Below are 24,633 nucleotides of genomic sequence, written 5' to 3' on the forward strand. Positions count from 1 at the left end.
AAATGCGGGCCTTGTTTGATGCTGAACAGAGGTGCGCGCGATTCGTGTTCCGGCAGCGCTCTGGCGCCTCAGCGGCTCACCATCAGCCGTTTCGCTTCGCGCTGCATGTGGGCAAAGTCATCGGCGCACACGGCTTGGCTGAACAGGTAGCCTTGCAGCTGGTCGCAGCCGAGGTCGCGCAAGAAGGCCATCTGCTCAGGTGTCTCGACGCCTTCGGCCACGATTTCCTGGCGCAATTGCTGGGCCATGGTCACGATCGCGCGGGCAATGGCGCAATCGTTTTCTTCGTACGGCAGGCCGATCACGAAGGAGCGGTCGATCTTGAGCGTGCTGATCGGAAATTTCTTCAGGTAGGCCAGGCTGGAGTAGCCGGTGCCGAAGTCGTCCAGCGCCAGCGCCAGGCCCATGGCCACCAGTTCGTTCATGATCGTGATGACGGCATCGGTGCCGCGCACCAGCAGGCTCTCGGTAATTTCCAGCATGATCTGGGCCGGTTCCACCTTGTGCTGGTCGAGCACCGCGCTCACGCGCGCCGGCAGGGTGCGGTCGAACTGGCGCGCCGAGACGTTGATCGCGATCGGCGGCATGGACAGCCCGGCGTCGTCCCAGGCGCGGATCTGGCGGCACGCTTCATTCATGACCCAGTTGCCGATATCGAAAATCAGGCCAGTCTCCTCGGCCAGCGGAATGAACACGCCCGGCGAGACCATGCCGCGCTCCGGATGGCGCCAGCGGATCAGCGCCTCGGCGCCCACGATGCGGCCGCTGCGCAGGCTCACCTTGGGCTGGTAATGCAGCTCGAACTGGTTTCCGGCCAGGGCCTCGCGCAGCTCCGTCTCCAGGCGCAGGCGCTCGCGCGCGCGCTGGTCCATCTCGTCGCGGTAGAACAGGAAGCCGCCGGCGCCGGATTCGCCGGCCTTGGCCAGCGCCACCTCGGCAAAGCGCAGCAGCGAGGCGGTATCCATGCTGTCGTCGAGGTATAGCGCGATGCCGATATTGGCGCTCACCTGCAAGCCATGGCCGGCCACCGCCAGCGGCGCGGACAGGGTTGCCAGCAGCTTTTGCGCGACGATGCCGGCGTGCTCGCGCTGGCCGATGCTGGGCAGGGCAATGGCGAATTTGCTGCCGTCGATGCGCGCCAGGATGTCCGGCTCGCGCAGCACGCTGCGGAACTGGCGCCCCACCATGCAAAGGACTTCGCTGGCCACGTCGTGGCCGAGCGTGTCGCTGATGGCACCGATGCGGTTTACTTCGACCACCATCAGCGCGCCGTACTCGTTGCCGCGCCGCGCTTCATTCAGCACTTGCCCGACCAGGTGATTGAACAAGGTGCGGTTCGGCAGGCCGGTCAGGTTGTCGTAGTTGGCCATGCGCTGCATGCGCGCTTCGGCGTCCTTGTGCACGCTGATGTCGGAAAACAGCGAGAACGTATGCGTGATCCTGCCCCCGGCATTGCGCACCACGCTGATGGTGACCGATTGCGGAAACAGCTCGCCGTTTTTGCGCTTGCCGACAATCTCGCCGCGGAACGGGCCATTGCCCTGCATGGCGGCGCGCACCTTGGCGCGAAACTCGGCATCGTGCACGCCGGAGCGCAGCAGATCGGGGGTCTGGCCGATCGATTCGGCCGCCGAGTAGCCGGTGATGCGGGTGAATGAACTGTTGATCGAGACGATGCGCTCGCTGGCGTCGGTAATGAGCACGCCCTGGTCGCTGTCTTCGATGATGCGCGCATACAGGCGGATCTTGTCTTCCTCGGTCAGGTGCTGGGCCAGCGGCGAGAGGTGCACCAGCATGCCGATCGCTTCACCGTCGTCGTCATGGATCAGCGACAGCGCCAGGCGCACCCAGATCACGTCCCCGCTCTTGCGGCGGCGCTTGACTTCGACCAGGCAGCTGCCGTGTTCGAGGAACAGTTCGGCGATGCCGGGGTCTGTTTCATCGCTGTCGTCGGCGTACAGGAACAGCACGTGCTGGCCGATCGCTTCCTCGCTGGTGTAGCCGAACACCGCTTCGGCGCCGCGGTTCCAGCTGGTGAGGTAGCCCGACAAATCGAGCACGATCACCGGTTCGTCGGACGCTTCGTAGGTGTCGGCGTGGTGCCGCAGCAGGCGCCGCGCCGGCGGTTGCTGCGCCTCTTTCGCCAGCAGCAGCTCGGCTTCGAGCCGCACCAGCATCTGGGTCAGCGCACTGCCCTCCATGGCGCGCGCGGTGCGCACCAGGTCCAGGCTGCGGTCGAGGGCCGATTCAGCCATGATGACGCGCGCCGCTGTCGCGCAGCGCGCCCAGCATCCAGTGGTTCGCTTCGATGATGGCGCCGTTGAAGTCGCACGGCGTCATTTGCAAGGTGCCGATGCGCACAGCCAGTGCATCGGGTTCGCCCCGTTCGGCGCATTCGACCAGGTCCAGCAGCGCACCCAGTTCACCGTCGCGGCGCAGCAGCGCGCCCTGCACCGCGTCGCTGATCGAGAGCGGCGCCAGGATGGCGGGCAGCGGCATGCCGAACAGGACGCCGAGCAGCGAAAACATCCCGGTCATGAAGGCTTGCTCCTGGGTGAGCTTGTCCAGGCCGCGCGTGCGCGCCAGCAGTTCGAGCGCGCGCGCCCGCACCGACACGCGCGCCAGCAGCATGGGCGAGCGGATGTCATCCTTATTCGCGGCGAACAGCATCAGATTGAGCCAGCGGCGCAGTTGCTGGCGCCCGAGGATCAGCAGCGCCTGGCCGAAGCTGGTGATACGCCGCACCACGCCCATGCCGAGGGAATTCACAAGGCGCAGCAGCTGGTACGACAGGGTCGGGTCGAGCCGCAGCAGCGCTTCGATTTCGTGGGTGTCGGCGTCGGCGGCGACCAGTTGCACCAGTTGCAGGGCGAGGGAGCGCGATGCCGCCTGGCGGGCCGGCTCCTTGGCCGGCGCGGCCATGCACCAGTCGCCGTTGATCCAGCGCGCTTCGGGAGGCAGCAGCGCGGCGCTCAGGCGCTCGTCGGCGCGAAACAGGCTGGGCGCGGCCAGTTCGGTCCAACCCAGGTCGCGCAGCAAGCCCGCCAGCCGGGCATCCAGGCCGCTCCGGTACAGGCAGGGAAATTCCTGGCACAGGGCACCGAGCGCGGCCACCACAGCCGGCGCCGCGGCGCCATCGTCCGCTGCCGCGGCAGCCTCGATCAGCAGGCCGGACGGCACGCCGCGGCGGTCCGCTAATACGCGAAGAACAAGGAGTGGCGCCGGGCTCGAGCAGTTCATGGGGATCGAGGAGGTGGGTAACAGTGAAGGCCATGGTACCCCCGAGTTATTTACCCTCACCAACGTTTCGATCAAGAACTAAGGTGATACAAGGAAAAAATATCAGGTGTTTCAGGCTGCTGTTGCTAATCCGCCCGGCGCGAATCCGGCCAGTTGCGCGAACAGGCCGGGGCGCTGCATGCGCTCGCGCCACCAGCGCAGGGCAGCGCCCTCCTCGCCCACGCGCCAGGCCAGGTAAAAGGTTTCGGCGGCGCGCATTTCCTCGACCTGTTTTTCGATCAACAAGCCGCGTTCGATGGCCGGGCGCGCGCAGGCTTCGGGCAGAAAGCCGAAGCCCAGGCCGGCGACCTGCAAATCGTATTTGGCCTGCATGGTGGGCACGGTCAGCGCGTCTTGCCCCAGCAGCAGGCCGACCGTGCGCGCGGCCATGTTGCGCGCCGAATCGGCCACCACGATGGCGCGGTGGTTCTGCAACTGGCTGCGCCCGAGCGGCTCGGGCAGGGCGGCCAGCGGATGGCCGGGCGCGACGGCGAACACGAAGGGCATCGAGCCGATCGCGCGCGCCACGTAGCCGCCGCCGGCCGGACCGTCGCCGGCCACGCCGACCAGCAGGTCGACCCGGCGGTCGAGCAAGGCTTCCCACGGACCGGACAGGGTTTCCTGCACGATGCGCAGGCGGGTCTGCTGGGCCACGTCATAGAACGCGCGGATATCGTCTTGCAGCGCCAGCGCGGAAAATAGTGAATCCATGCCGATGCCCAGTTCGGTTTCCCAGCCGGAGGCGACCCGGCGCACGCGGTGCTCGAGGTCGTGCGCGGCCTTGAGCAGGTAGCGCCCTTCGGTGAGCAGTTCGCGCCCGGCCGGGGTGAGCAGGATGCGCGGGCCGTTGCGCTCGAACACCTGCACCCCCAGGTCTTCCTCCAGCTTGGCGACCGTGTAGGAAATGGTCGAGGGTACCCGGTGCAACTCTTGCCCCGCCTTGGAGAAGGAACCGCGGCGGTCGATGGCATCAATGATCAGCAGCGCTTCCAGGCTCAGTTTTAACATTCGATTTTTTCGATCATAGAGGACGAAATTTTCCGTTTTTTGATTCGCCGGACGACGCCTATACTAGCTTCATCGATGCAGTGAAACAGAAATCCACCGACAACGTGGATCGAAATTATTGCACATTAACCTTTAAGAAACGGAGCATATCATGTTGGAAATTCGTCAAGGCGCAGAACGTGGCAACGCCAACCATGGCTGGCTGCAATCCAAACATACGTTTTCTTTCGGCCATTATCACGATCCGAAACACACGGGTTTCGGCCCGCTGCTGGTGATCAACGAAGACAAGGTAGCGCCTTCGCAAGGTTTTGGCACCCACGGCCACCGCGACATGGAGATTATTTCCTACGTGCTGGAAGGGGCGCTGGAACACAAGGACAGCATGGGGACCGGCTCGGTGTTGCACTATGGCGATGTGCAGCGGATGAGCGCGGGGACCGGCGTGCGGCACAGCGAGTTCAACGGCTCGGCGACGGAACCGGTGCACTTTCTGCAAATCTGGATCCAGCCGAACGTGACGGGCATCGCCCCGAGCTACGAGGAAAAGCACTTCACGCCGGAGAGCAAAATCGGCCAGCTGCGCCTGATTGCGTCGAGCGATGGACGCCAGGATTCGGTGCTGATCCACCAGGATGGCGCGATTTATGCGGGTATTCTGAATGGCGGCGCGGCGCTCGAGCACCCGCTGGCGCAGGGGCGCACCGGCTATGTGCACCTGATTCGCGGGTCGCTGACGGTCAACGGGATGCGGCTTAACGGCGGTGACGCCATGAAATTGACGCAGGAGAGCGCGGTCAGGATCGAGCACGCCGAGGCGGCCGAAGTGCTGCTGTTCGACTTGCCGTATTAAACCGAGGCCACGGGGGTGCGGCATGGCGCGCACCCGTGGCCCGGCGCAGCGCGCTGGAGCATGGTTATCAGATGCATATGGCCAAACCGATGCAAGCGGCGCAACTGTCAGCCGTGCTGTCAGGCCTTCTTTCCTGAAAAAGCAACACCTGACATGCAGCGCCGGCGAACACCCCGGACGGATGACGCCGCCATGGTATCGTTTTAGACAATGCCACCCGCTAGCGCTGCCGACTTGCCAATTCAATCACTGAATTAGTATATTTTGCCGAACCCATGAAAGTCCGCTCCCATATTGCCTTGCTGGTGGCCGCCATTCTGGTGCCGATCGTGCTGCTCTCCATCGTGGCGATTTCGGTCCTGCTCGCCGCCGAGCGCAAGGCCGCGCTCAGGGGCATGGAGGAGCTCGCCCGCACGACCGTGCTGATCATGGACCAGGAGATGTTGGTCGCCAGGGCAACCGCACAGGCCCTGGCCACGTCGCGCAGCCTAGCGCGCGGCGACTTCGCCGATTTTTACGAGCAGGCGCAAAGGGCCAATGCCGGCCATGCCATGCAGACCGCCTTCATCGGCGAACAGGGCCAGCAGCTCTTCAATACCATCCGCCCCTACGGCGCCCCGATCGCACCACCGGCAGAGCTGGTGAAAGCGCGGGTCGCTGGTGTGTTCCAAGGCGGCGCCCCGGCCTACAGCAACCTGATCAAAGGCAGCGCCACCAAACAGTATGTCGTCAGCCTGGAGTATCCGGTCGTGATCGCGGACGGGCGACGGTTCCTGATCAGTCAGTGGCTGTTTTCAAGCAGGTTGAACGAGCTGCTGCCGGCGAAAAACATCCCAGCGTCATGGCTCATTTCCGTCTTCGACCGGCAAGGCATTACCATCGCCCGCAACAAGGGCGCGCAGCAGTATGTGGGGCAAGCGCCCAAGGCCAAAGTGCAGCGGGCGATCTTGGCGCGCCACGAAGGCATTTCGCGCAGCTACATTCGCGAAGGCACGGAAATGTACGGCGCCTGGGCGATTTCCCCCACGACCGGCTGGAGCGTCGGCATCGGCGTGCCGGTGGACGAAGTCGAGCATGCCGCCGTCAAATCGGTGGCCCTGACCGCGCTCGGCTTTGTCCTTACCATCGTCTCGGCCATCACCGGAGCCATCCTGTTCAGCCGGCGGCTGATAGGAGCGATCGACAAGGCCTCCCGCGCTGCCGAACTGATCGGGCAGCGCCAGATCCCGCCGCTGGAAACCTTGCCGGTTACAGAAATGAACCAGCTGCAAGTATCCCTGCACCAGGCCGGCAGCCTGCTCAGGGATAGCGAAGCCGAACGCAACGAACACCTTGCCGCGGCCCAGAGCGCGCGCGCGGCGGCTGAACAAGCCCAGGCTGTGGCGGAAGCGCAAAACCAAGCCAAGGATGAATTCCTGGCGATGCTGGGACACGAATTACGCAATCCACTCGCTGCGATCACCTCGGGTGTGACACTGTTGAGCATGCGGGGCACCGATGCAGCGCGGGCCGCCAAGGCGACCGCCATCATCGAGCGCCAGACCCGCCACCTGGTCCACCTGGTCGACGAGTTGCTCGACGCCCACCGCATCCTGAGCGGCAAGCTGACCCTGTCGAAAACCGCACTCGACCTGGCCGGGGCGGTGGAGTCCTGCCTGGCCGCGTTCGAGGCGCGCGGCGCCATGCGCAGCCACCGCATCACCTGCACCTTGGCGCCCCTGGTGATAGAAGCGGACCCGACCCGTCTCGAACAAATGGTCAGCAATCTGCTCGACAATGCATTGAAATATACGCCCGAAGGGGGACTCATCCACATAACGGTGGCCGCCGACGATAGCATGGCGGTCTTGTCGGTGGCCGACAGCGGGGTCGGCCTGTCCGAGGAACTGTTGCCGCATGTATTCGACGTCTTCGTTCAAGGCAAGGTCATCAACCGGTCGAAAGGCGGCTTGGGCATCGGGCTGGCGGTCGTCAATTCGCTCGCCAAACAGCATGACGCCATCTTGCTGGCCGAGAGCGCCGGCGCCGGCCTGGGCAGCACGTTCTCGATCCGTTTCCCGCTCGCCGCGGCGGCGCCCGCCACGCCGGCCGCCAGCCGGACCGGGAGCGCCGGGCACAAGGGCGCGATCCTGGTGATCGAGGACAATCGCGATGTACGTGAAATGATGTGCAGCCTGCTCACCGAGCTGGGCTTCCAGGTCTTGTCGGCCGAGAGCGGGAAACAAGGCATCCAAACAGCCGTGGCCATCCTGCCCGACGTGGCCCTGGTCGACATCGACCTGCCGGACATGTCCGGCTACGACATCGCGCGCACACTCAAAGGCGCGGCGCGGACCGAGGTCATCCGCCTTATTGCCGTGACAGGGTATGGACAGGAATCGGACCGCCGCGCTGCATTGTCCAGCGGGTTCGACGGCCATTTGAAAAAGCCGGTGCGCATCGAGGATGTGCTCGCCGCGATCGGCCCGCTGCCAGGGCGCTAAGGCCGGTGTGGATACCGGCACCGGACGTCGGCACCGGTGCCGCGGCCCTAGCTGGCCACCGCGCGCAGGCGCTTGGCCACATCGGCCATGCGGTAAGGCTTGGTGATCAGGTCGAACTGCCCGAGCGCGTCGCCGAAGCGCTCGCGCAGCGGGCCACTCATGTAGCCTGAAGTCAGCAGGATGTTAATCCCGGGCACAAGCTCCCTGGCCGCTTGCGCCAGTGCCACGCCGTCCATGTCGGGCATCACCACATCGGTAAACAACACCTTGATATCGGCATGCTGCTGCAACAGATGTATCGCTTCCGCCGCGCTGTTGGCGGCGATCGCCTCGTAACCGAGGCTTTGAAAGATGGCCACGGTCATGTCGAGCACATCGGGCTGGTCATCGACGATGAGTGCCTTGTCGAGACCTGCCGCTTCGGCTTCGGTCCCCGGTCGCGCGACCTGCTCCGGGAAATATAGGGAAATCGCGGTACCTTGTCCCGGCGCCGACTCGATGGTCACGTGTCCGCCGGACTGCTGCGTCAAGCCATACACCTGGCTCAGGCCCAGGCCGGTGCCCTTGCCCACCGCCTTGGTGGTGAAAAACGGTTCGAGCGCACGGCGGGCAACCTCTGGTGTCATGCCGGTGCCGTTATCGCGGACGGTTATGACCGCATACGGGCCGGAAGGGAGCTGATCGACTTGGTTCTCTTCAAGGAAGGCGTGGCGCGTTTCCAGGGAAATGGTGCCGCTTTCACCGACCGCGTCGCGCGCATTGATCACCAGGTTCAGGAGCGCCGCCTCGAACTGCGAGACATCGGTCAGGACTTTTCCCACCGGCCCCTTCCGAATCACGAAGCTGGCCGAGTTGGGCACTGCGCGCCGCAACACGGCTTCGAACGAGGCGATGATCTGGCTAACGTCGAGCACTTCGAGGGTCAGCGGCTGCTGGCGCGCGAATGCCAGCAATTGGCCGGTCAGCGCGGCGCCCTGCTGCGCGGCGCGCTCCATGCTGTCGATGATCTTGCGGTGCTGCCCGATATCGGCCGAGGTCGCGCGCATCAAGTCGATACCGCTGCAAATCACGTTCAACAGGTTATTAAAGTCGTGCGCGATACCGCCCGTCAGCTTGCCGATGGCTTCCAGCTTTTGCGATTGCGCCAGCGCTTCGCGGGTGCGTTCGAGCATCAGCGCCGCCTCGCGCCGCTCGGTGATATCGCGCGTGATCTTGGCAAAGCCAATGAGCCGCCTGGCCGAGTCGAAGACCGGATCGATCACCACGTGGGCCCAGAAGCGCGTGCCGTCGCCGCGCACGCGCCAGCCTTCGGTCTCGTAGCGGCCCTCGCGCTCGGCTGTGCCCAGCGCGATCTCGGGAATGCCGCTGCGCTTGTCCTCATCGGTGTAAAAGCGCGAAAAATGACTGCCTTTGACTTGGTCGAACTCGAGCCGCTTGATGCGCTTGGCGCCCTCGTTCCAGTTGGTGATCAGCCCCTCGGGCGACAACATATAGATGGCGTAGTCGGTCACGCTCTGCACCAGCAGCCGGAAGCGCTCTTCGCTGGCGTGCAGCGCTTCGGCGGTGCGGCGCGTTTCCGTGATATCGCGCGTGATCTTCGTGTATCCCAACAGCACGTCGTCGGCGCCGAAGATGGGATCGATCACGACGCTGGCCCAGAACAGGGTCCCGTCCTTGCGCACGCGCCAACCTTCATCCTCGAATTTGCCGGCGGTGCGCGCCAGATGCAGCGCCTTGAGCGGCACGCCGCGCGCCTTGTCCTCGGCCGTGTAAAAAGTTGAAAAGTGCTTGCCGATGATTTCATCCGGCTTGTAGCCCTTGAACAATTCCGCACCCGCGTTCCAGCTCACCACGTCGCCATCGGCCGAGAGCATGTAGATCGCGTAATCGGTGACCTTGGAAATGAACAGCTTCAGGCGGTCGGCCTCAAGATAGGATTGGGACATGGCAATTATATGTATAAAAACACAATTATACTCCGTTTTGTCCACCCTACATTTCCGCTTGGAACGTCAACGCCAGGGAGGGCGGCTCTCTTGCACGATACGTGAATGGCCAATTCGTGGCGCGCTCTAGCGCGGCGTTTAGAGCCCCTTCCCCAACGGCCGCCTGGGTTTTCCGCTACACTTGCGGCTACAGCAATAGATTTGAGAACAGGCCATGCCCTCCCCCGTCACTGAAGAACTCCTCGATTACACCACCTCGTGCGCCTTGCCCACTCCCTGGGCGCAGTTCACCTTGCACGCCTTTGTCGAGCACGCAACGGGCAAGGAGCACCTGGCGATGACCCTGGGCGACATCGGCAACGGCGAACCGGTGCTGGCGCGCGTGCATTCCGAATGCCTGACCGGCGACGTGCTATTTTCGCAACGCTGCGATTGCGGCGCCCAGCTCGAAGGCGCGCTCAAGCGCATCGCCGAGGAAGGCCGCGGCATCCTGCTCTACCTGCGCCAGGAAGGACGCGGCATCGGCCTGGTCAACAAGATGCGCGCCTACCGCCTGCAGGAAGCCGGTGCCGATACGGTCGAGGCCAACCTGGCCCTGGGCTTTCACGCCGACGCCCGCAATTACGAACTGTGCCAGCCGATGTTCGGCCATTTCGGCATCCACGCGCTGCGCCTGATGACCAACAATCCGCGCAAGATCGATGCCATGGAAAAACTCGGCGTCAAGGTCAGCGAACGGGTGCCGCTGCTGGTGAACCGCAACGCCTTCAATAACAGCTACCTGAACACCAAGGAAGCCAAGCTCGGCCACATGATGACCCCGCTCGCAGAGCCGGTCGCGCAGGACGGCGAACTGTAAGGGAAACCGAAAGGCGCGCAAATAAGCTAAGCTGGTGGCAAGATAGCGGAAACAGCTCTTGCCACCGAAGGATTGCATGAAATTTGTCAATGCCGCCGTGCTTGCTTATTGCTTCGCCGCCCATGCCATCGCGGCGACCGCGCCCGCGCCGCCACCGGCGCCGCGCCCTCCCCCCGCTCCCCTGACCATTCCCGCCGTCATTCCCCCGCCCGCCCCGGCCGTCATTCCACCCGGCGCCCAGCCCCCGGCCACCACCCCCGAAGTCGACGACAACGCCGCCCTGCCGCCGCCCTCCTCGGCCGCGCAAAAAGTGTATTCCGCCGCCAAGGGCGACCTGTTGCAAATCCGCATGCTGCTCAAGAATGGACGCAGCCAGTCGACCGTGGGCTCGGGCTTCATGGTCGGCACCAGCAACCTGGTGTTGACCAATTACCACGTGGTGTCGCAGATGGCGCTCGACCCGGACGTGTACGTGGGCGAATACATCGATACCGACGGCAAGAGCGGCCCGGTCGAGCTGCTGGCCGTGGACGTGCTGCACGACCTGGCGGTGGTGCGCATCAACCGCAACGGCAGCGGCTTTTTCAATATTCCCGAGAAACTGGTCAAGCTGACCCAGGGCCAGTATCTGTATTCGCTGGGCAATCCTCTCGACCTCGGCTTCGCCATTTCGGAAGGCTCGTACAACGGCATCATCACGCGCAGCTTTTACGACCAGTTGATGTTCACCGGCCCGATCAACTCGGGCATGAGCGGCGGGCCGAGCGTGACCGTGGCCGGCGACGTGGCCGGGGTAAACGTGTCGAAACGGCGCGATGGCGAATTGATCAGCTTCCTGGTGCCGGTGCGCTTTGCCCAGGAATTGCTGAAAAAAGTGGCGGCGCAGACCCGCACGCCCAAGGACTTCAATCCCCTGATCGGCCAGCAGTTGCTGGCCCACCAGCGCGGCATGATCGACCGCCTGCTCGATGCCCCGCTCTCGCTCAAGACCATGGGTCCGTACCAGGTACCGGTGCGCGAGTCGGATCAGGTGCGCTGCTGGGGGCGCTCCAACGTCAAGGCCGAAGCCACCTTCAATGCCGACACCATGGCGTGCGCGATGGAGTCCGCCATCTTCGTGTCGGACTCGCAGCAGACCGGGCACGTCTCGATGACGCACCAGTACGTGCGCTCGGCCATCCTGGACCCGGTCCGCTTCGCCGTGCTGGCCTCGACCCTGTTCAAGACCGATAACCTGGGCAGCACCAAGGACACGCGCCTGACCGGGCCGATGTGCACCGAAAAGTTCGTCAAGACCACATCGCTCCCGCTGCGCGCGGTGACCTGCGTGCGCGCCTACCGCAAGTTCGCGGGCCTGTACAACTTCACCCTGCTCACCGCCAGCACCGACGACGCCCGCGCCACCTTGCAGAGCCGTCTCGACGTCTCCGGCGTCTCGTACGAAAACGGCTTGCGCACCACGCGCGCCTTCCTCGAAGCGCTGGCGCGCGGGAACAAACCATGAACGCGCCCTACTTCATCGAAACCCTGGCGCGCAATGGCGACGTGCTGCACCGGCACCAGGTCGACAGCTTGCCGATCCGCTTCGGGCGCGGCTACGACAACGACTTCATTCTCGACGACGCCTTCGCCGCGCCGCGCCACGCCGTGCTCGAAGCGGGCGACGATGGTCAACCCGTGCTGCGTGACCTCGGCACCAAAAACGGCGTGGTCCACCTGGGCCGGCGCACCACCGGCCTGGTGCTGACCGGCGACACCGTGATCCGCATCGGCCACACCAGCCTGCGCGTGCGCGGGGCCGACTTTCCGGTCGGGCCGGAAATGGTCGACCGCACCATGCACGGCTGGGAAGGCGGCATTCCCGGCCTGGTCGGCCTGCTGCTGATCGGCGCCTTTGCGCTGTTTACCACGTGGCTGAGCGATACCCAGTCGTTCCAACTGATCCGCTACCTGCTCGGCCTGGCCTACGGCATCGGCGCCGGCCTCGTATGGGGCGGCGCGTGGGCCTTCGCCAACCGCCTGTTCGGCCGCCACGCGCGGCTCGGGCGCCATCTATTCATCTTCGGCTGCGGCCTGGCGGCGATCCTGGCCTACAAAATAGTGTCGAGCGCGGCGGCCTACGCATTCTCGCTCGAAGCGCTGACCGGCTACAGTGCGCACGTGGCCATCGCCATCGTGGCCGGCGTGATCTTCTTTCACCTGGGGACGGTCAAACCGCACCAGACCCGCCGCTTCGCCCTGGCCTGCCTGGTGCTGGCCCTGATCGGATCGGGCCTGACCCTGATCAGCAACCAGCAGCGCTACGGACGCATGGCGGACGAACTGTTCATGTCGGTGCTGATGCCGCCATCGACCCGCGTCAGTCCCGACCACAAGGTCGACGAATTCATGGGCGACGTCGCCTCCATGAAGGCCAGGCTCGATGCGGAACGCGCCAAGAAAATCAAGGGCGACGGCGGCGACGACGACTGATCCGCGAACTCAGGTTTTCCTGGCCATCAAGGGATGCAAGGTTTCGCCGCGCGCCAGCATGGCCGCATAGGTGGCGATGCGGCGCGCGCGCATGTCGGGCTTGACGGCGGTCTGGATGCGAAACAGTACCGCGTAACGGTTCTGCCCATTGAGGGTGGCGAAGAACTCGCGCGCGCCGGGGTGGGCATCGAAGGCCGCCTCCAGGTCGGGCGGTACCTGCGCCGCGCTGGCCGGTTCGTAGGCGGCGTCCCAGCGCCCATCCTGTTGCGCGCGCTCCACCTCGGCCAGGCCGGCCGGCTGCATCTTGCCCTCGGCGATGAAGCCGAGCGCCTTGTCGCGGTTCACCCTCGACCAGATGCTGCGCGCGGCGCGCGGCGTCCAGCGCTGCAGCCAGTGGTGCTGGTCCTCGCTGCGTTTCTGGCCGTCGATCCAGCCGAAACACAACGCCACTTCCAGCGCTTCCTGGTATGTCACGGTCGCTTGCGGCGCGCCCTTTTTCGCGTGGCGCAGCCATACGCCGCGCGAGCTGGCATGGTGTTCGGCCAGCCACTGCGCCCAGGCGGCCTGCGAGGCGAATGCGCGCGGGGTGTCGTCCGGCGCCGGTGCTGTCTTGGTCGTTTCTCCCACTTCGCTCCTCCGATTTTTTGACATGCGAGACAGAATACGCAATCATCAGCGCTTCGACCAGCCCCGCGTCATGCGCGCCAGCCCTATCATGCGACTTCAACGCTCCACCATCGTCATCGGCGTCGCCTGGCTGCTGTTCTGGGCGCTGATGGTATCGGTCGCCGTCGAGGATTACCTGCGCGATGGCGGAAAGGCGGTATGGCAGCCGGTGCTGTGGGAAAGCTCTTCGATGGTGGCCGCAACGGGCCTGCTGGCGCTCCAGCGCCGCCTCACGCGCAAATACGACGATCTGCTGGCGTCACCGTGGCACTGGTTCGGCCTGCAGGCGCTGTACCTGCCGATGTACTGGGTGGCTTTCGTGCCGATCGCGTTCGGTATCCGCCATGGCGTGTACGCGCTGGCCGGGGCGCACTACGAGCACGGAGCCTGGGGCGAGACCTTCTTTTACGAGTCGCTCAAATTGTCGGTGTTCGTCGGCTTGTTCACGGTCATCGTATTCGGCATCCTGTCGTACCAGGAGCTGCTGCAGGCGAAGCTGCGCGCCGAGAAAGCCCACGCCCTGCTGCGCGAGGCCCACCTGCAGCGCCTGCGCCAGCAGATGCAGCCGCATTTCCTGTTCAATGCGCTCAACACCATTTCATCCCTGATGCATACCGACGTGGCGCGCGCCGACGCCACCTTGATCCAGCTGGCTGACGTACTGCGCGCCACGCTCGACGTCGGCGAATTGCAAGTCGCGCCGCTGGCGACCGAACTGCGGCTGGTGCGCGGCTATGCGCGCGTGATGGAGGAACGCTACGCCGAACGCGTAGCCATCGCATGGCGCATCGACGACGATGCGCTGGCCTGCCCCGTGCCGGTGATGAGCATCCAGCCGCTGCTCGAAAATATCTTCAAGCATACCGTGGAGAAGCGCCGCGAGACCACCCATATCGTGGTCAAGGCCAGCCGCTGCGACGGCATGCTGGTGGTGACCCTGGATGACGACATCGGCACCCTGGCGCCCGATGCCCCGCCCGGGGTGGGCTTGTCCAACCTGCGCGAGCGCATGGCGGCCCTGTATGGCGAGCGCGCCAGCCTGGCCCTGTCGGCGCTGGCGCCAGGCGGCGTGCGCGCGGTGATGAGGGTGCCATGCGCATCCTGATCGTCGACGACGAGCGCCCTGCGCGCGACAAGCTGCGCAAGCTGCTGGAACAGGAAGCCGACGTCAAGGCCATCGCCGAAGCGCGTGACGGGGTCGACGCCATGCAGCAGATCGCGGCGTTCGCGCCGGACGCGCTGTTTTTGGATATCCAGATGCCCGAGGTGAGCGGCCTCGAACTGGCCGCCTCCCTGCCCGCGCCGGCGCCGCTGATCGTGTTCGCGACCGCGTTCGACGAATATGCCTTGAAGGCCTTCGACACCAATGCCATCGATTACCTGCTCAAGCCTTACGACCAGGCCCGTCTTCAGCGCGCCTTGGAGCGCCTGCGCGAACGCCTGCTGGCGCGGTCCGCGCAGCCGCTGCCGCCGTTCGCGGGCGAGCATGCGCTGCGCCAGTTGCTGGTGACCGAACGGGGCGTCACGCGCGTGATCCGGGTCGACCAGATCGGGTGGATCGAGACGGCCGATAATTACGTGGTGCTGCACACGGCCGGCGAGCAGCCGCTGATGCGCCAGACCCTGGCCGGCCTGCTCGACAAGCTGGGACCTGGGTTCGTCCGCTGTCACCGGCGCGCGGCCGTGCAGCTGGCGTGGATAGCGCGGGTCGAGGCGCTCGACAAGGGCGACTGCGAACTGGTACTGCGCGACGGCGCGCGCGTGCCGTGCAGCCGCCAGTACCGGGCCGCCGTGATCGCGCTGTTGTAAGGCCGCGCGTAAGGCCGCGCGCCGTTTCGCCCCAGCGGGAACCCGGCTCGCCCCATTTCGCTGGCGCGCCAGAACGGCTTGATTCAGGCTGGGGTTTTCCACTCACGAAGCGCGCGCCATGACTACCTCCCCCACCCGCCTCTGGTTCCTCGACTGGGTCCGCATCCTCGCTTTTTTCGTGCTGATCGCCTACCACGTCGGCATGTATTACGTGACGTGGGACTGGCACGTCAAAAGCCCGTTCGCCAGCCACACCATCGAGCCGCTGATGCTGCTGTCGTCGCCGTGGCGCCTGGGATTGCTGTTCCTGGTATCGGGCGTGGCATCGAGCCTGATGCTAGCCAGGACCGGGGCCGGCCGCTTCCTGCGCCAGCGCAGCGCGCGCCTGCTGCTGCCGCTCATCTTCGGCATGCTGGTGATCGTGCCGCCCCAGGCCTACTTCGAAGTGGTGGAAAAGGTGGCTTACCAGGGCGGCTACGGCAACTTCATGCAGTTGTACCTGGGCCGCTACCACGGCTTTTGCCGCGGCACCGACTGCCTGATCATGCCGACCTGGAACCATCTGTGGTTCGTGGCCTATCTGTGGGTCTACACGCTCATGCTGGGCGCTCTGGTGATGGCGCTCGGCCCGCGTTTCGACCTGCTGGCCGCGAGGATCGGCGCGCTGCTGACCGGATGGAAGATCATCGTACTGCCGGTGGCGGTGTTGGCCATCGCACGCATGGCGCTGCTGTCGCGCTTTCCGACCACGCATGCGCTGGTGGACGACTGGTTCAACCATGCGACGTATCTGTTCCTGTTCCTGCTCGGCGCCATGCTCGCGCGCACACCGCAGTTCTGGCCGCGCCTGGAAGCGCTGCGCTGGCACGGTCTGGGAATGGCGGCAGCCGGCTGGGCCGCGCTGACCATTTATTATGCCCTGCCGGATGACCTGGTCTCGGCCCAGGTGCAGATACCGCTAATGCACGCGCAGCGCATCGTGTATTGCCTGTTTGCGTGGAGCGCCATCGTGGCCGTGCTGGGATTTGCGCATCGCCACCTCAATCGCGACAGCGCCAACCGGCGCTATCTGGCGCAGGCGGTGTTCCCCGTGTATATCGTGCATCAGACCCTGATCGTCGTGATGGCGCATGCGATCAAGCCGGCGAAGCTGGCGCCGCCGGTCGAAGGGCTGGTGCTGGTCGTGCTGACCGTCTGCCTCAGTTTTGCCGTCGCCGACATCGTGCGGCGTTCACGAGTGCTCGGCCCGCTCTTTGGCATCCATCCCGGCACCCGCACCAGCAACTGCGCAGTTGCCGGAGCGAGCACCCAGCCCACCCCGGCAACGATGTGACAGCGTCCGGCCGGCACCGCGCCGGCCGGGGCGCGCGCCCTTAGGTATTCTTGCTCGCGCCGGCGCTACCGGTCTTGCCGCTGGTGCTGCTGCCAGCCTGGCCCGCCGAAGGAGCACCAGTGCTGTTGCCCTGCATGCTGGCATGCTGGTCGCTTTGGCTGCTGCCAGCCGAACCGCCCTGTGCGTTGCCGCTCTGGCCGCTCTGCATGCTGGTGCTGCCGCGCACTTCGGTGCTGCCGTTGCCACGCCATGCGCCAGCATGCTGGGTGAACGGATCGCTGAACTTGCGCATGCTTTCCTGCTGGTTACGCATGCTACGCTCGGTTTCTTCCGAAGCGACACGGGCCACTTCGTCAGCCAGGGCGCGCGCGGTGCGGGTGGTTTCCTGCACGTGCTGCTCGGTCACGCGGGCCAGCTCGACCTGCGCATCGGCTGCCACGCGCGAAATGTGCTGCTGATAGGCACGCAGCTTTTCGGTGGCAGGCTGGGCGCGCGATGCGGCGGCACTGATCACATCGGTCTGGCGGTCGGCCGTCAGCATTTGCTGGCTGCTGAGAGCGGTCTCTTCCAGCAAGGTCTGGGTCAGCTGGATGTTCAGATTGCACAGTTGCTGGAACGAATTGAACAACGATTTAGACATATCGTTGAGGAAAGAAACTTGTGCGTCCAGGTGGCTTCGCACAGCAGGCGTCACGGATTGTGAGTATGGAAACATGTAGACCTCGATAAAGTGATTTTTTCAAAAGCGAAGTTGCCGAACCGGGGACAAGCGGCCTGTTGTTTGACCCTTATCGCGCCGCCGCAGCGCAGGCGTGGTGAGAACTGCTTGTCTCGTATCAAACCTTCTGCAAGATCTCGTCTTCAGCACGAGCCCCAAGACTAGGGGACAAAAGCGATCGGAGTTTGATATAGATCAAATGTGTTCAAGTCGGCAACGTTCTCAGCTGCCTTGCTGACACGAAACGGTGCACTGGTGCTGCAATGCACCAAAAACATGCCGTGCTGGTGCCGGCGCAGGGGCGCGCAGCCACAGCCGGTCCCTGGCGTGGAACTTGCATGCATGCACATCCTGACAACCCGACAAGGAGCGCCGCCATGCTGCACAAAAATGACTTGCTCTACTATCCAGCGCAGGCGCGCACGGTCCGCATCCTGTGGATCGATCGCGCCGCCAAGGTTGCCTACACTTTCGAACTGGGCGCGAAGGGTGCGCATCCCGAGCTGGCGGCGCTGCCCGCCCTGAGCAGCGATGTGCGCGAACAGCGCGCGCGCCTGCTGGCGACCGACCCGCATGCGGCCGGCGGCGACACCGCGGCCCTGCCCGCGCGCCATCGCCAGGTGCGCGACCGCGCCTGGGGCGTGGTGCAAGCCCTGGTCGCCGACGAACCGGCGATCTACCAGGCGCGCAGGCGCGGGCGCATGGTGATGCTGCAAAGCGCGCTGCACGGGGTGTCGCATCCATCCATCTATCGCTATCTGCGCCGCTATTGGGAGCGCGGCCAGCATCCCGATGCGCTGCTGCCCGACTATCGGAACTCGGGCGCGCCCGGCAAGACGCGCGGCTCCAGCGCCAACGTCAAGCGTGGCCGCCCGCGCAAATCGGGCAGCCATCCGGGCTTGAATGCCGACGACGGTATCCGCCGCACCTTTCATGCCGCCGTGGCGCGCTACAGCGCCACCCATGCCGAGTTCTCCCGGCGCGGCGCCTACCGGCAAATGATCCAGGATTTCTTCGACACGCGCGACGCCGAGCTGCTGCCCACCTTCGGCCAGTTCAATTACTGGATCGGCAAGGACGCGCCCGTCGCCGGCACGCCGGCCTGAACCGTTGCCCGCTGCGGCGCAGCGGGAACGCTCACCTGCAGCAACGACTGTCTCCTGCGCGAGGCCATGTCATTGTGGCGCGCGACCGGCCGGCCAGGCCGGGCCTTTCAACTCGACCGTGTTGCCTTCGGGGTCATCCAGGTAAATCGACGGTCCCTCCCCTTCGGCGCCGTAGCGCGATTCGACGGCGCCGGGCGTGACGCCGCACGCCATCAGGTGGCTGCGGATCGCCCCGGCATCGAACGGCTCGACCCGAAAACACAGGTGGTCCATATTGCGCCCCTCGCGCCCGGGCGGCGCGCCGCCGGCCCTTCCCAGCTTGCCATCGACCGTCACCAGGTCGAGCAGCGCATGGCCAGCACGCAGCTGCACCAGGCCGATCTCGTCCTGGCGGCGCTCGATCGCGCAGCCCAGCACGTCGAGGTAAAAGCCCATCATCGCTTCCAGATCGACCACGCGCAGAACCACGTGGTCGATATCGCGGATTCGTATCATCGCACCGTCCCGGTTGGCGTGTCAGTCGGCGTGACGTTCGACCCAGACCGCGAACGAGTCGATGAATTTTTGCAGGAAGGCTTTGGTACTGTCGTTGGTGAGCTTGTCGCCCTCGTACTGGCTGCCGATATTGGCCAGATAGGCCTCGGGCTGCTGCATGGCGGGCATGTTCAGGAACACCAGCGACTGGCGCAGGTGATGGTTGGCGCCGAAAGCGCCGAGCGCGCCCGGCGTAACGCTGACCACGGCGCACGGCTTGCTGCCCCAGGCGCTCTGGCCGTACGGACGCGAGCCGACGTCGATCGCGTTTTTCAGCGCGGCCGGCACCGAGCGGTTGTACTCCGGAGTGCAGAACAGGACCCCGTCGAATTCCTTGAGCTTGTCGCGGAACTCGGTGTACACCGGCGGCGGCGCGGCGTCGTCGTCCTGGTTGTACAGGGGTAGCTGGCCGATCTCGACGATCTCCATGTCGAGCGTGGGCGGTGCCAGCAGCATCAGACTCCTGGCGACCTTGCGGGTGAACGATTCCTTGCGCAAGCTGCCAATGATGACAGCGATTTTTCTGGAAGCCATGTCGGTCCTTTCGGGGATGGTCGGTTGGTCGGCGGTGGGTCAATCGTCAATCTTAACAATTTTTACAGCACCGCGCGCGCTCCCGAACACCCCGTCGGGCCGACGCCTAGTAAGCCAGCGTGAAGCGCTGGCGGCTGTGCGCGGGCTTTTCCAGTTCATCGATCATGGCCACGGCGTAGTCTTCCACCGAAATGGCGCTGTTGCCGGCAGCGTCAAGCAGCAGCGCGTCGCGGCCCAGGCGGAACACGCCGGTGCGCTCGCCCGGCGCAATCATGGCGGCGGGACTGAGCATGGTCCAGTCGAGCGAAGCCTCGGCGCGCAGCAGCGCGAGCGCCTGGCGCGCGCCTTCGGCACTGGCGCGGTACAGGTCCGGAAAGCCCGGCGTGTCGAGCAGCTGAACACCGGGCGCCACTTCCAGCGAACCGGCGCCGCCCACCATCAGCAGGCGCGGCACGCGCGCTTCCTTGGTAGCGGCGACGATGTTGCGCGCGCCGCTCAGGTAGTAGGCCTGCACATCGCCCTGGGCATGGCCGCTGAAGGCCGACAGCACGGCATCGGCGCCGGCCAGGCGCGCGGTCAGCGTGGCCACGTCCATCACGTCCGCTGCCAGCGCCTGCAAGCGCTCGCGCGGGGCCAGCTTGTCCGGGCGGGTCGACAGCGCGGTGACCGCATGGCCGCGGTTCAGGGCTTCATTGAGCAAGGCTGTGCCGATAAATCCGGTGGCGCCGATCAGTACGATATTCATTGCGAGACTCCTGCTGTGGTTTGGATGAGATGCATGATGACAGCAAGCATTGATTCGATAAATAGTAGTCGGAATAATTCATTGTTACAAAATTCTAATCAATTGACTCGCCATGCTCACAAGGCGTGCGCCGGCGGGAGCGATTGATCGCCCAAGTCGCATGGTTGATAATGGATTGATTCCAATTCCTTATCAATCCAGATGACCCCTCTCGATCAGATCGACCTGAACAGCCTGACCATCTTCGACGCCGTCGCCGAGGCGGGCAGTTTTACCGCCGCGGCGGAGCGGCTGGGCGTGGCCAAGGCCAGGGTCAGCGTGCAGATCGCGCGCCTGGAGCGTCAGCTGGGCGTATCGCTGTTTACCCGCACCACGCGCCAGGTGGCGCCCACCGATGCCGGGCGCGCGCTGCACGCGCAATGCCAGCCGCTGCTGCGCGCCCTGTCCGACGCGCTGGCGCAGGCTGGCAGCGAACAGGGCGAGCTGTCCGGCATGCTGCGCATTTCCACCACCGCGCTGCAGGTGGAGCACTCCATCGGTCCGGCGCTGGTGCGGTTCATGGCGCTGCATCCGCGCATCACGGTCGATGTGCGCACCGCCGACAAGGTCGTCGACATGATCGCCGAAGGCATCGACCTGTCGTTTCGCATGGGCTGGCTGCGCGACTCGACCCAGCGCGCCATCAAGCTGGGCGAGTTTTCGCAGCATGTGGTGGCGGCGCCATCGTATTTGCGGCAGCGCGGTTATCCGGCCACGCCGCAGGATCTGGTGCGGCACGACTGGGTGGCGCTGTCGCTGATGCGCACCCCGCACACCTGGACCTTCAGCGGCGCCGACGGGGCCGAGACCGTGGTGCAGACGGTCTCGCGCATGCAGGTCGATTCACCCGCTGCCCTGCTGGCGCTGATCGAACAGGGCGCCGGGGTGACGGTGATGGAAAGGCAAACCCTGCGCGCCAGCCTCAAGGCCGGCACGGTGGTTGAACTGCTGCCGCAATGGTCGCTGCCGCGCGGCGGCATGTACGCGGTGCTGCCGCCGGGACGCCAGGCGCCGGCGCGGGTGCGCGCATTCATCGACTTTTACCGCGCCTCCCTGGGCGCGCCGTAAGCGGCGCGCCCAGGCGCCAATGGTGCCGCCAAGCGAGCGGCAGCAAAAGATATAAAAATAAAACAATTGTACGTATAATAAGTCCCCTACCCCTCGCTAGCGATCCGGAGTTCCCTGAATGAAGCATACCGCCCTCGCCTTACCGTTTGCCGCCTTGCTCGCCGCCCTGCCCGCGCAGGCGCAAGTAAGCTATTCGGCCACCACATCCATTTCCAACATTCGCTACACGCTGACCGATCTCGACTTGAATGACGGCGTGACGCCCTACATCCGATACGATACGGCCGAGCATTCGGTATTCGTAGCCCGGGAGTGGGACATGGATGCGGGACACGACCAGGAAGATTCGCGCGAGCTCTCGTACTTCGACCAGCAAACAACCGCCTTCGATACCTCCACGGCAGGGGCCCATTCGAAGCATCTGCAAGTAGCGGCCGACATCCGCGGCACGACACTGGACACGCTGGCGATGTCCAACACGGCCACGGTCAGCGGCAGCGGCCGGGGTGGCACTCACTCGGACATCGCACTTGACCGGGTATTCGTTCTTTCGCCGAATACATCGATGAGTATCTCGCTGGACGTCAGCACGTTCGTCAGCAGTTCCGGCGAGGCGCTCGAAGGGCGGGCAAACTCGTACGCCTACATCCGCATAGGCGACAATAACAGGACCTACGATCTGCGCGCCGATGTACAGGGGCCGGGCGAGAAGCAGGTCAAGCACACCTTCACCACCACCATCCAAACCAAAAATGGGGAATACTGGGTCAATTCCGAACTGTGGGTGCGCGCCCATGCGTCGGTCGATGGCGTTTCCCCAGTTCCCGAACCGCAGACCTATGCCATGCTGCTGGCCGGCCTGGGATTGATCGGATGGCGCCTGGTGCGCTCGCGCCAGGCATAAAAAAACGGCGCCCCCAAGCTGTCGGTCAGCTTGACCGACAGCAAAAGCACTCGTGCGCCGCCACAATCAGATCGCGCGTGCGCAGCTTGAGGCGGCGGTTGGCGTGCTCGCTTTCATGTCCGCTGCCGAAGTCAATGTTGTCGTAGCGATCGACATCCTCTACCAGCGCGGCCAGTTGTTCAAGCAAATCCACCGCTAAATCCTGCCGCGCCGGAACTCGGCCAGGAATTTCTTCGCCTGCGCCGCGCTCAGGACGAGCACCGGATCGCCATGCCACGCATACAAAAACGGCGTGCCGCCAAGGCGGTCGGTCAGCTTGGCCGACAGCAGGAAGCGGGTCCCGGCCGGATGGAGCGCCGGGTCCACCAGCGCGCGCGCGCACTGCACGCGCAGGCTGGGCGCAAAGGCTTGCCCCGCCATCGGACGGATGCGCAAGGCGCCGCTGCGCGCATCGACATACGATTCGACCGCCACGTCGCGGTAAGCCCAGGTATCGCGTGTCATGCCGATGCCTTCGCCGCCATGGCCGGGGCGCGCACCACATGCGCTTCGCGGATCGGCAGATTGATCAAGGCCGCGGCCAGCGCGAGCACGATGTCGGCGTACCACATCCAGGTAAAGTCGCCGTAGGCCACGAACGACAGTCCGCCCAGCCAGGCGCCGAAAAAGCCGCCCACCTGGTGCGACAGCAAGGTCAGCCCGAACAAGGTGGACAGGTAGCGCATGCCGAACAGTTTGCCCACCAGGCCGGCCGTCGGCGGCACCGTCGCCAGCCAGGTGAAACCGAGCGCGCCGGCGAATACGTAGAAGGTGATGGCCGTCTTGGGCGCCAGCAGGAAGGCGATGACGATCACGGCGCGGCTGGCGTACATCAGGGCCAGCAGGGACTTCATGCGGTAGCGGGTCGACAGCGCGCCCGCCGTCAGGCTGCCGGCGATGTTGAACAAGCCGATCAGCGCGAGCGCATTGGCCGACACACCAGCCGGCAGGCCGCACAGGCCCACCTCGCCCGGCAGGTGGGTGACCAAAAAGGCGATGTGAAAGCCGCAGGTGAAAAAGCCGGCGTGCAGGCACAGGTAGCTGCGGTCGCGCAGCGCGATCTTGATCTGCGCGCCCAGGCCGATGCCGGGCACGTCAGCCGGCTTGGGTGGTGCCGCCGCGGCGGGATCGGCCTTGGCCAGCCCGGCGCCCTTGCGCAGCGGCCAGGCCAGGGGAATGGTGAGCAAGGTGGTCGCCGCCATGGTCAGCATCGCGGCAATCCAGCCGGCGCCGTTGATGATCGCCTGCATCAGCGGCGCGAACACGAACTGACCGAACGAGCCGCCGGCATTGATGAAGCCCGCCGCGAACGGCCGGCGCGCGGCCGGCAAGCGCTGCGCGGTGGCGCCGATCAGGATCGAAAAGCTGCCCGCGCCCGCCCCCGCCGCCGTCAACACCCCCATGGTCAGCATCAGCCCCCATTGCGAGGACACAAAGGGCGTTAGCGCCATGCCGGCGGCCAGCATGACGGCGCCCAGGATGATCACCTTGGCCGAGCCCCATTTGTCGGCCACGGCGCCGAACACCGGCTGCGCCGCGCCCCACACGAACTGGCCGATCGCCATGGCGAAACTGATCGATGCCACTCCCAGCCCGGTCGATGTATTGATCGGCGAGAGAAACAGGCCGGTGGTCAGGCGCGCGCCCATGGTGATCATCAAGATCGCCGAGGCGGCGAGGATCAGCAGCCAGGCGGCGCGCGGCGTCATCTCATTCTGGGTGGGCATGGGGCAGGTCCTCGATCAATGGCGTTAATTGGGCAAGCGTGGAGTCAAGTTGGGTGTGCAGGGCGTGCACGGCCCCGGGCCCGACCAGTTGTTCGAAGGCGCGCTGGGCGCCGCACCACACCGGGTAGGATTCGGCGAGTTTTTGCTGCCCGGCCTCGGTGATGGTGACGATGCGCTGGCGGCTGTCGGCGCCGGGGCGCTGGACGACCCAGCCGGCTTCCATCAGCGGCTTGAGGTTGCGCGTGAGCGTGGTGCGTTCCATGCCGAGGCGTTCGGCCAGCTCGGCCACCGGCAGCGCCTTGCGTGCGACGTTGGCCAGCACGCTGTACTGGGTGGTCTTCAGGCCCACGGCCGCCATGTGGTGGTCGTACACGCGCGACATGGCGCGCGTGAGCTTGCGCAGCTTGAAGCAGGTACAGCCCAGCGGTTTTTCAATCGGATCGGTCATATCGTGGTGTTGCGGAAATAGGTGCATCTACACTGATTGTTTGGAGTATATTACAATTCACGA

24 protein-coding genes are annotated in these 24,633 nt (G+C 65.1%); 11 read left to right on the plus strand and 13 right to left on the minus strand.

The features are described 5' to 3' along the window. Positions 1 to 68: 68 nt before the first annotated feature. The 3 genes from IV454_RS30465 to IV454_RS30475 all read right to left on the minus strand — a co-directional run bounded on the left by IV454_RS30465 (position 69) and on the right by IV454_RS30475 (position 4,287). The gene (locus tag IV454_RS30465; protein ID WP_206089343.1) at positions 69 to 2,255 is read right to left on the minus strand and encodes a putative bifunctional diguanylate cyclase/phosphodiesterase; all 2,187 of its coding nucleotides are present in this window, start codon (positions 2,253 to 2,255) and stop codon (positions 69 to 71) included. Continuing rightward, on the minus strand, positions 2,248 to 3,240 hold the full coding sequence (locus tag IV454_RS30470) for an EAL and HDOD domain-containing protein (RefSeq protein WP_206089344.1): 993 nt from the start codon (positions 3,238 to 3,240) through the stop codon (positions 2,248 to 2,250). The genes IV454_RS30465 and IV454_RS30470 overlap by 8 nt, the downstream gene beginning before the upstream one ends. A 111-nt stretch (positions 3,241 to 3,351) precedes the next feature. Then, a complete protein-coding gene (locus tag IV454_RS30475; RefSeq protein ID WP_206089345.1) occupies positions 3,352 to 4,287 on the minus strand; it encodes a LysR family transcriptional regulator in 936 nt (311 codons plus the stop codon). Positions 4,288 to 4,438: 151 nt separating this feature from the next. Between IV454_RS30475 and IV454_RS30480 the strand changes: the two genes are divergently transcribed. Then, positions 4,439 to 5,140, plus strand: coding sequence for a pirin family protein (locus IV454_RS30480; protein WP_206089346.1), 702 nt, complete (start codon positions 4,439 to 4,441; stop codon positions 5,138 to 5,140). Positions 5,141 to 5,415: 275 nt separating this feature from the next. Next, positions 5,416 to 7,623 carry a hybrid sensor histidine kinase/response regulator gene (locus tag IV454_RS30485; RefSeq protein ID WP_206089347.1) on the plus strand — a complete coding sequence of 736 codons (2,208 nt, stop codon included), beginning with the start codon at positions 5,416 to 5,418 and terminating at the stop codon, positions 7,621 to 7,623. Between the two features lie 47 nt (positions 7,624 to 7,670). On the opposite strand, the gene IV454_RS30490 is transcribed toward IV454_RS30485, so the two are convergent. Continuing rightward, the gene (locus tag IV454_RS30490) at positions 7,671 to 9,569 is read right to left on the minus strand and encodes a hybrid sensor histidine kinase/response regulator (protein WP_206089348.1); all 1,899 of its coding nucleotides are present in this window, start codon (positions 9,567 to 9,569) and stop codon (positions 7,671 to 7,673) included. A 214-nt stretch (positions 9,570 to 9,783) separates the two neighbouring features. Between IV454_RS30490 and ribA the strand changes: the two genes are divergently transcribed. The 3 genes from ribA (at position 9,784) to IV454_RS30505 (ending at position 12,900) form a co-directional block, all read left to right on the plus strand. After that, the gene (gene ribA, locus IV454_RS30495) at positions 9,784 to 10,428 is read left to right on the plus strand and encodes a GTP cyclohydrolase II (protein WP_206089349.1); all 645 of its coding nucleotides are present in this window, start codon (positions 9,784 to 9,786) and stop codon (positions 10,426 to 10,428) included. A 76-nt stretch (positions 10,429 to 10,504) separates the two neighbouring features. Then, the gene (locus tag IV454_RS30500) at positions 10,505 to 11,932 is read left to right on the plus strand and encodes a S1 family peptidase (RefSeq protein WP_206089350.1); all 1,428 of its coding nucleotides are present in this window, start codon (positions 10,505 to 10,507) and stop codon (positions 11,930 to 11,932) included. Further along, entirely contained in the window at positions 11,929 to 12,900 is a 972-nt protein-coding gene (locus IV454_RS30505; RefSeq protein ID WP_206089351.1) for an FHA domain-containing protein, read from the plus strand. The genes IV454_RS30500 and IV454_RS30505 overlap by 4 nt, the downstream gene beginning before the upstream one ends. Positions 12,901 to 12,909: 9 nt before the next feature. Here the strand turns inward: IV454_RS30505 and IV454_RS30510 are convergent, their stop codons facing one another. Continuing rightward, on the minus strand, positions 12,910 to 13,527 hold the full coding sequence (locus tag IV454_RS30510) for a YdeI/OmpD-associated family protein (protein WP_229521935.1): 618 nt from the start codon (positions 13,525 to 13,527) through the stop codon (positions 12,910 to 12,912). An 88-nt stretch (positions 13,528 to 13,615) separates the two neighbouring features. Here IV454_RS30510 and IV454_RS30515 point away from each other — a divergent pair, with 88 nt between their 5' ends. The 3 genes from IV454_RS30515 to IV454_RS30525 all read left to right on the plus strand — a co-directional run bounded on the left by IV454_RS30515 (position 13,616) and on the right by IV454_RS30525 (position 16,708). Further along, positions 13,616 to 14,671: a sensor histidine kinase gene (locus IV454_RS30515; RefSeq protein ID WP_206089353.1), complete on the plus strand. Its 1,056-nt coding sequence runs from the start codon at positions 13,616 to 13,618 to the stop codon at positions 14,669 to 14,671. Then, positions 14,659 to 15,375 carry a LytR/AlgR family response regulator transcription factor gene (locus tag IV454_RS30520; RefSeq protein ID WP_206089354.1) on the plus strand — a complete coding sequence of 239 codons (717 nt, stop codon included), beginning with the start codon at positions 14,659 to 14,661 and terminating at the stop codon, positions 15,373 to 15,375. Before IV454_RS30515 ends, IV454_RS30520 begins: the two co-directional genes overlap by 13 nt. A gap of 118 nt (positions 15,376 to 15,493) precedes the next feature. Then, the gene (locus tag IV454_RS30525; RefSeq protein ID WP_206089355.1) at positions 15,494 to 16,708 is read left to right on the plus strand and encodes an acyltransferase family protein; all 1,215 of its coding nucleotides are present in this window, start codon (positions 15,494 to 15,496) and stop codon (positions 16,706 to 16,708) included. Between the two features lie 40 nt (positions 16,709 to 16,748). On the opposite strand, the gene phaP is transcribed toward IV454_RS30525, so the two are convergent. Next, positions 16,749 to 17,423 (minus strand): TIGR01841 family phasin, encoded by a 675-nt coding sequence (gene phaP / locus IV454_RS30530; RefSeq protein ID WP_206089356.1) that lies wholly within the window; start codon positions 17,421 to 17,423, stop codon positions 16,749 to 16,751. 380 nt (positions 17,424 to 17,803) lie between these two features. Here phaP and IV454_RS30535 point away from each other — a divergent pair, with 380 nt between their 5' ends. Beyond that, positions 17,804 to 18,532, plus strand: coding sequence for a hypothetical protein (locus IV454_RS30535; RefSeq protein WP_206089357.1), 729 nt, complete (start codon positions 17,804 to 17,806; stop codon positions 18,530 to 18,532). A gap of 69 nt (positions 18,533 to 18,601) precedes the next feature. Here IV454_RS30535 and IV454_RS30540 read toward each other — a convergent pair whose 3' ends face one another. The 3 genes from IV454_RS30540 to IV454_RS30550 all read right to left on the minus strand — a co-directional run bounded on the left by IV454_RS30540 (position 18,602) and on the right by IV454_RS30550 (position 20,345). Continuing rightward, the gene (locus IV454_RS30540; protein WP_206089358.1) at positions 18,602 to 19,027 is read right to left on the minus strand and encodes a VOC family protein; all 426 of its coding nucleotides are present in this window, start codon (positions 19,025 to 19,027) and stop codon (positions 18,602 to 18,604) included. Between the two features lie 21 nt (positions 19,028 to 19,048). Continuing rightward, the gene (locus tag IV454_RS30545) at positions 19,049 to 19,600 is read right to left on the minus strand and encodes an NADPH-dependent FMN reductase (RefSeq protein ID WP_206089359.1); all 552 of its coding nucleotides are present in this window, start codon (positions 19,598 to 19,600) and stop codon (positions 19,049 to 19,051) included. Positions 19,601 to 19,706: 106 nt separating this feature from the next. Then, positions 19,707 to 20,345 (minus strand): NAD(P)-dependent oxidoreductase, encoded by a 639-nt coding sequence (locus tag IV454_RS30550; protein WP_206089360.1) that lies wholly within the window; start codon positions 20,343 to 20,345, stop codon positions 19,707 to 19,709. A gap of 201 nt (positions 20,346 to 20,546) precedes the next feature. Here IV454_RS30550 and IV454_RS30555 point away from each other — a divergent pair, with 201 nt between their 5' ends. Both IV454_RS30555 and IV454_RS30560 read left to right on the plus strand, forming a co-directional pair. Further along, on the plus strand, positions 20,547 to 21,452 hold the full coding sequence (locus IV454_RS30555) for a LysR family transcriptional regulator (RefSeq protein ID WP_206089361.1): 906 nt from the start codon (positions 20,547 to 20,549) through the stop codon (positions 21,450 to 21,452). Between the two features lie 118 nt (positions 21,453 to 21,570). Continuing rightward, positions 21,571 to 22,356, plus strand: a complete 786-nt coding sequence (locus IV454_RS30560) for a PEP-CTERM sorting domain-containing protein (RefSeq protein ID WP_229521939.1) — start codon at positions 21,571 to 21,573, stop codon at positions 22,354 to 22,356. Positions 22,357 to 22,381: 25 nt separating this feature from the next. Here IV454_RS30560 and IV454_RS30565 read toward each other — a convergent pair whose 3' ends face one another. Genes IV454_RS30565 through IV454_RS30580 form a run of 4 tightly spaced genes read right to left on the minus strand, consistent with a single transcriptional unit; the run spans position 22,382 to position 24,570 of the window. Continuing rightward, a complete protein-coding gene (locus tag IV454_RS30565) occupies positions 22,382 to 22,549 on the minus strand; it encodes a hypothetical protein (RefSeq protein ID WP_206089362.1) in 168 nt (55 codons plus the stop codon). 2 nt (positions 22,550 to 22,551) lie between these two features. Next, positions 22,552 to 22,860, minus strand: a complete 309-nt coding sequence (locus IV454_RS30570; protein ID WP_206089363.1) for a hypothetical protein — start codon at positions 22,858 to 22,860, stop codon at positions 22,552 to 22,554. Beyond that, positions 22,857 to 24,122: an MFS transporter gene (locus IV454_RS30575; RefSeq protein ID WP_206089364.1), complete on the minus strand. Its 1,266-nt coding sequence runs from the start codon at positions 24,120 to 24,122 to the stop codon at positions 22,857 to 22,859. The genes IV454_RS30570 and IV454_RS30575 overlap by 4 nt, the downstream gene beginning before the upstream one ends. After that, positions 24,106 to 24,570 carry a MarR family winged helix-turn-helix transcriptional regulator gene (locus tag IV454_RS30580; RefSeq protein WP_229521941.1) on the minus strand — a complete coding sequence of 155 codons (465 nt, stop codon included), beginning with the start codon at positions 24,568 to 24,570 and terminating at the stop codon, positions 24,106 to 24,108. The genes IV454_RS30575 and IV454_RS30580 overlap by 17 nt, the downstream gene beginning before the upstream one ends. Between the last annotated feature and the right edge of the window lie 63 nt (positions 24,571 to 24,633).

The organism is Massilia antarctica, assembly GCF_015689335.1.
Classification (GTDB): Bacteria; Pseudomonadota; Gammaproteobacteria; order Burkholderiales; family Burkholderiaceae_D; genus Telluria_A; species Telluria_A antarctica.

Bases quoted from the DNA above. Each gene is read 5' to 3' on its own strand.
- IV454_RS30465 (WP_206089343.1), bottom strand. From the start codon at position 2,255: ATGGCTGAATCGGCCCTCGACCGCAGCCTGGACCTGGTGCGCACCGCG.
- IV454_RS30470 (WP_206089344.1), bottom strand. From the start codon at position 3,240: ATGAACTGCTCGAGCCCGGCGCCACTCCTTGTTCTTCGCGTATTAGCG.
- IV454_RS30475 (WP_206089345.1), bottom strand. From the start codon at position 4,287: ATGTTAAAACTGAGCCTGGAAGCGCTGCTGATCATTGATGCCATCGAC.
- IV454_RS30480 (WP_206089346.1), top strand. From the start codon at position 4,439: ATGTTGGAAATTCGTCAAGGCGCAGAACGTGGCAACGCCAACCATGGC.
- IV454_RS30485 (WP_206089347.1), top strand. From the start codon at position 5,416: ATGAAAGTCCGCTCCCATATTGCCTTGCTGGTGGCCGCCATTCTGGTG.
- IV454_RS30490 (WP_206089348.1), bottom strand. From the start codon at position 9,569: ATGTCCCAATCCTATCTTGAGGCCGACCGCCTGAAGCTGTTCATTTCC.
- ribA (WP_206089349.1), top strand. From the start codon at position 9,784: ATGCCCTCCCCCGTCACTGAAGAACTCCTCGATTACACCACCTCGTGC.
- IV454_RS30500 (WP_206089350.1), top strand. From the start codon at position 10,505: ATGAAATTTGTCAATGCCGCCGTGCTTGCTTATTGCTTCGCCGCCCAT.
- IV454_RS30505 (WP_206089351.1), top strand. From the start codon at position 11,929: ATGAACGCGCCCTACTTCATCGAAACCCTGGCGCGCAATGGCGACGTG.
- IV454_RS30515 (WP_206089353.1), top strand. From the start codon at position 13,616: ATGCGACTTCAACGCTCCACCATCGTCATCGGCGTCGCCTGGCTGCTG.
- IV454_RS30520 (WP_206089354.1), top strand. From the start codon at position 14,659: ATGCGCATCCTGATCGTCGACGACGAGCGCCCTGCGCGCGACAAGCTG.
- IV454_RS30525 (WP_206089355.1), top strand. From the start codon at position 15,494: ATGACTACCTCCCCCACCCGCCTCTGGTTCCTCGACTGGGTCCGCATC.
- phaP (WP_206089356.1), bottom strand. From the start codon at position 17,423: ATGTTTCCATACTCACAATCCGTGACGCCTGCTGTGCGAAGCCACCTG.
- IV454_RS30535 (WP_206089357.1), top strand. From the start codon at position 17,804: ATGCTGCACAAAAATGACTTGCTCTACTATCCAGCGCAGGCGCGCACG.
- IV454_RS30540 (WP_206089358.1), bottom strand. From the start codon at position 19,027: ATGATACGAATCCGCGATATCGACCACGTGGTTCTGCGCGTGGTCGAT.
- IV454_RS30545 (WP_206089359.1), bottom strand. From the start codon at position 19,600: ATGGCTTCCAGAAAAATCGCTGTCATCATTGGCAGCTTGCGCAAGGAA.
- IV454_RS30550 (WP_206089360.1), bottom strand. From the start codon at position 20,345: ATGAATATCGTACTGATCGGCGCCACCGGATTTATCGGCACAGCCTTG.
- IV454_RS30555 (WP_206089361.1), top strand. From the start codon at position 20,547: ATGACCCCTCTCGATCAGATCGACCTGAACAGCCTGACCATCTTCGAC.
- IV454_RS30560 (WP_229521939.1), top strand. From the start codon at position 21,571: ATGAAGCATACCGCCCTCGCCTTACCGTTTGCCGCCTTGCTCGCCGCC.
- IV454_RS30570 (WP_206089363.1), bottom strand. From the start codon at position 22,860: ATGACACGCGATACCTGGGCTTACCGCGACGTGGCGGTCGAATCGTAT.
- IV454_RS30575 (WP_206089364.1), bottom strand. From the start codon at position 24,122: ATGCCCACCCAGAATGAGATGACGCCGCGCGCCGCCTGGCTGCTGATC.
- IV454_RS30580 (WP_229521941.1), bottom strand. From the start codon at position 24,570: ATGACCGATCCGATTGAAAAACCGCTGGGCTGTACCTGCTTCAAGCTG.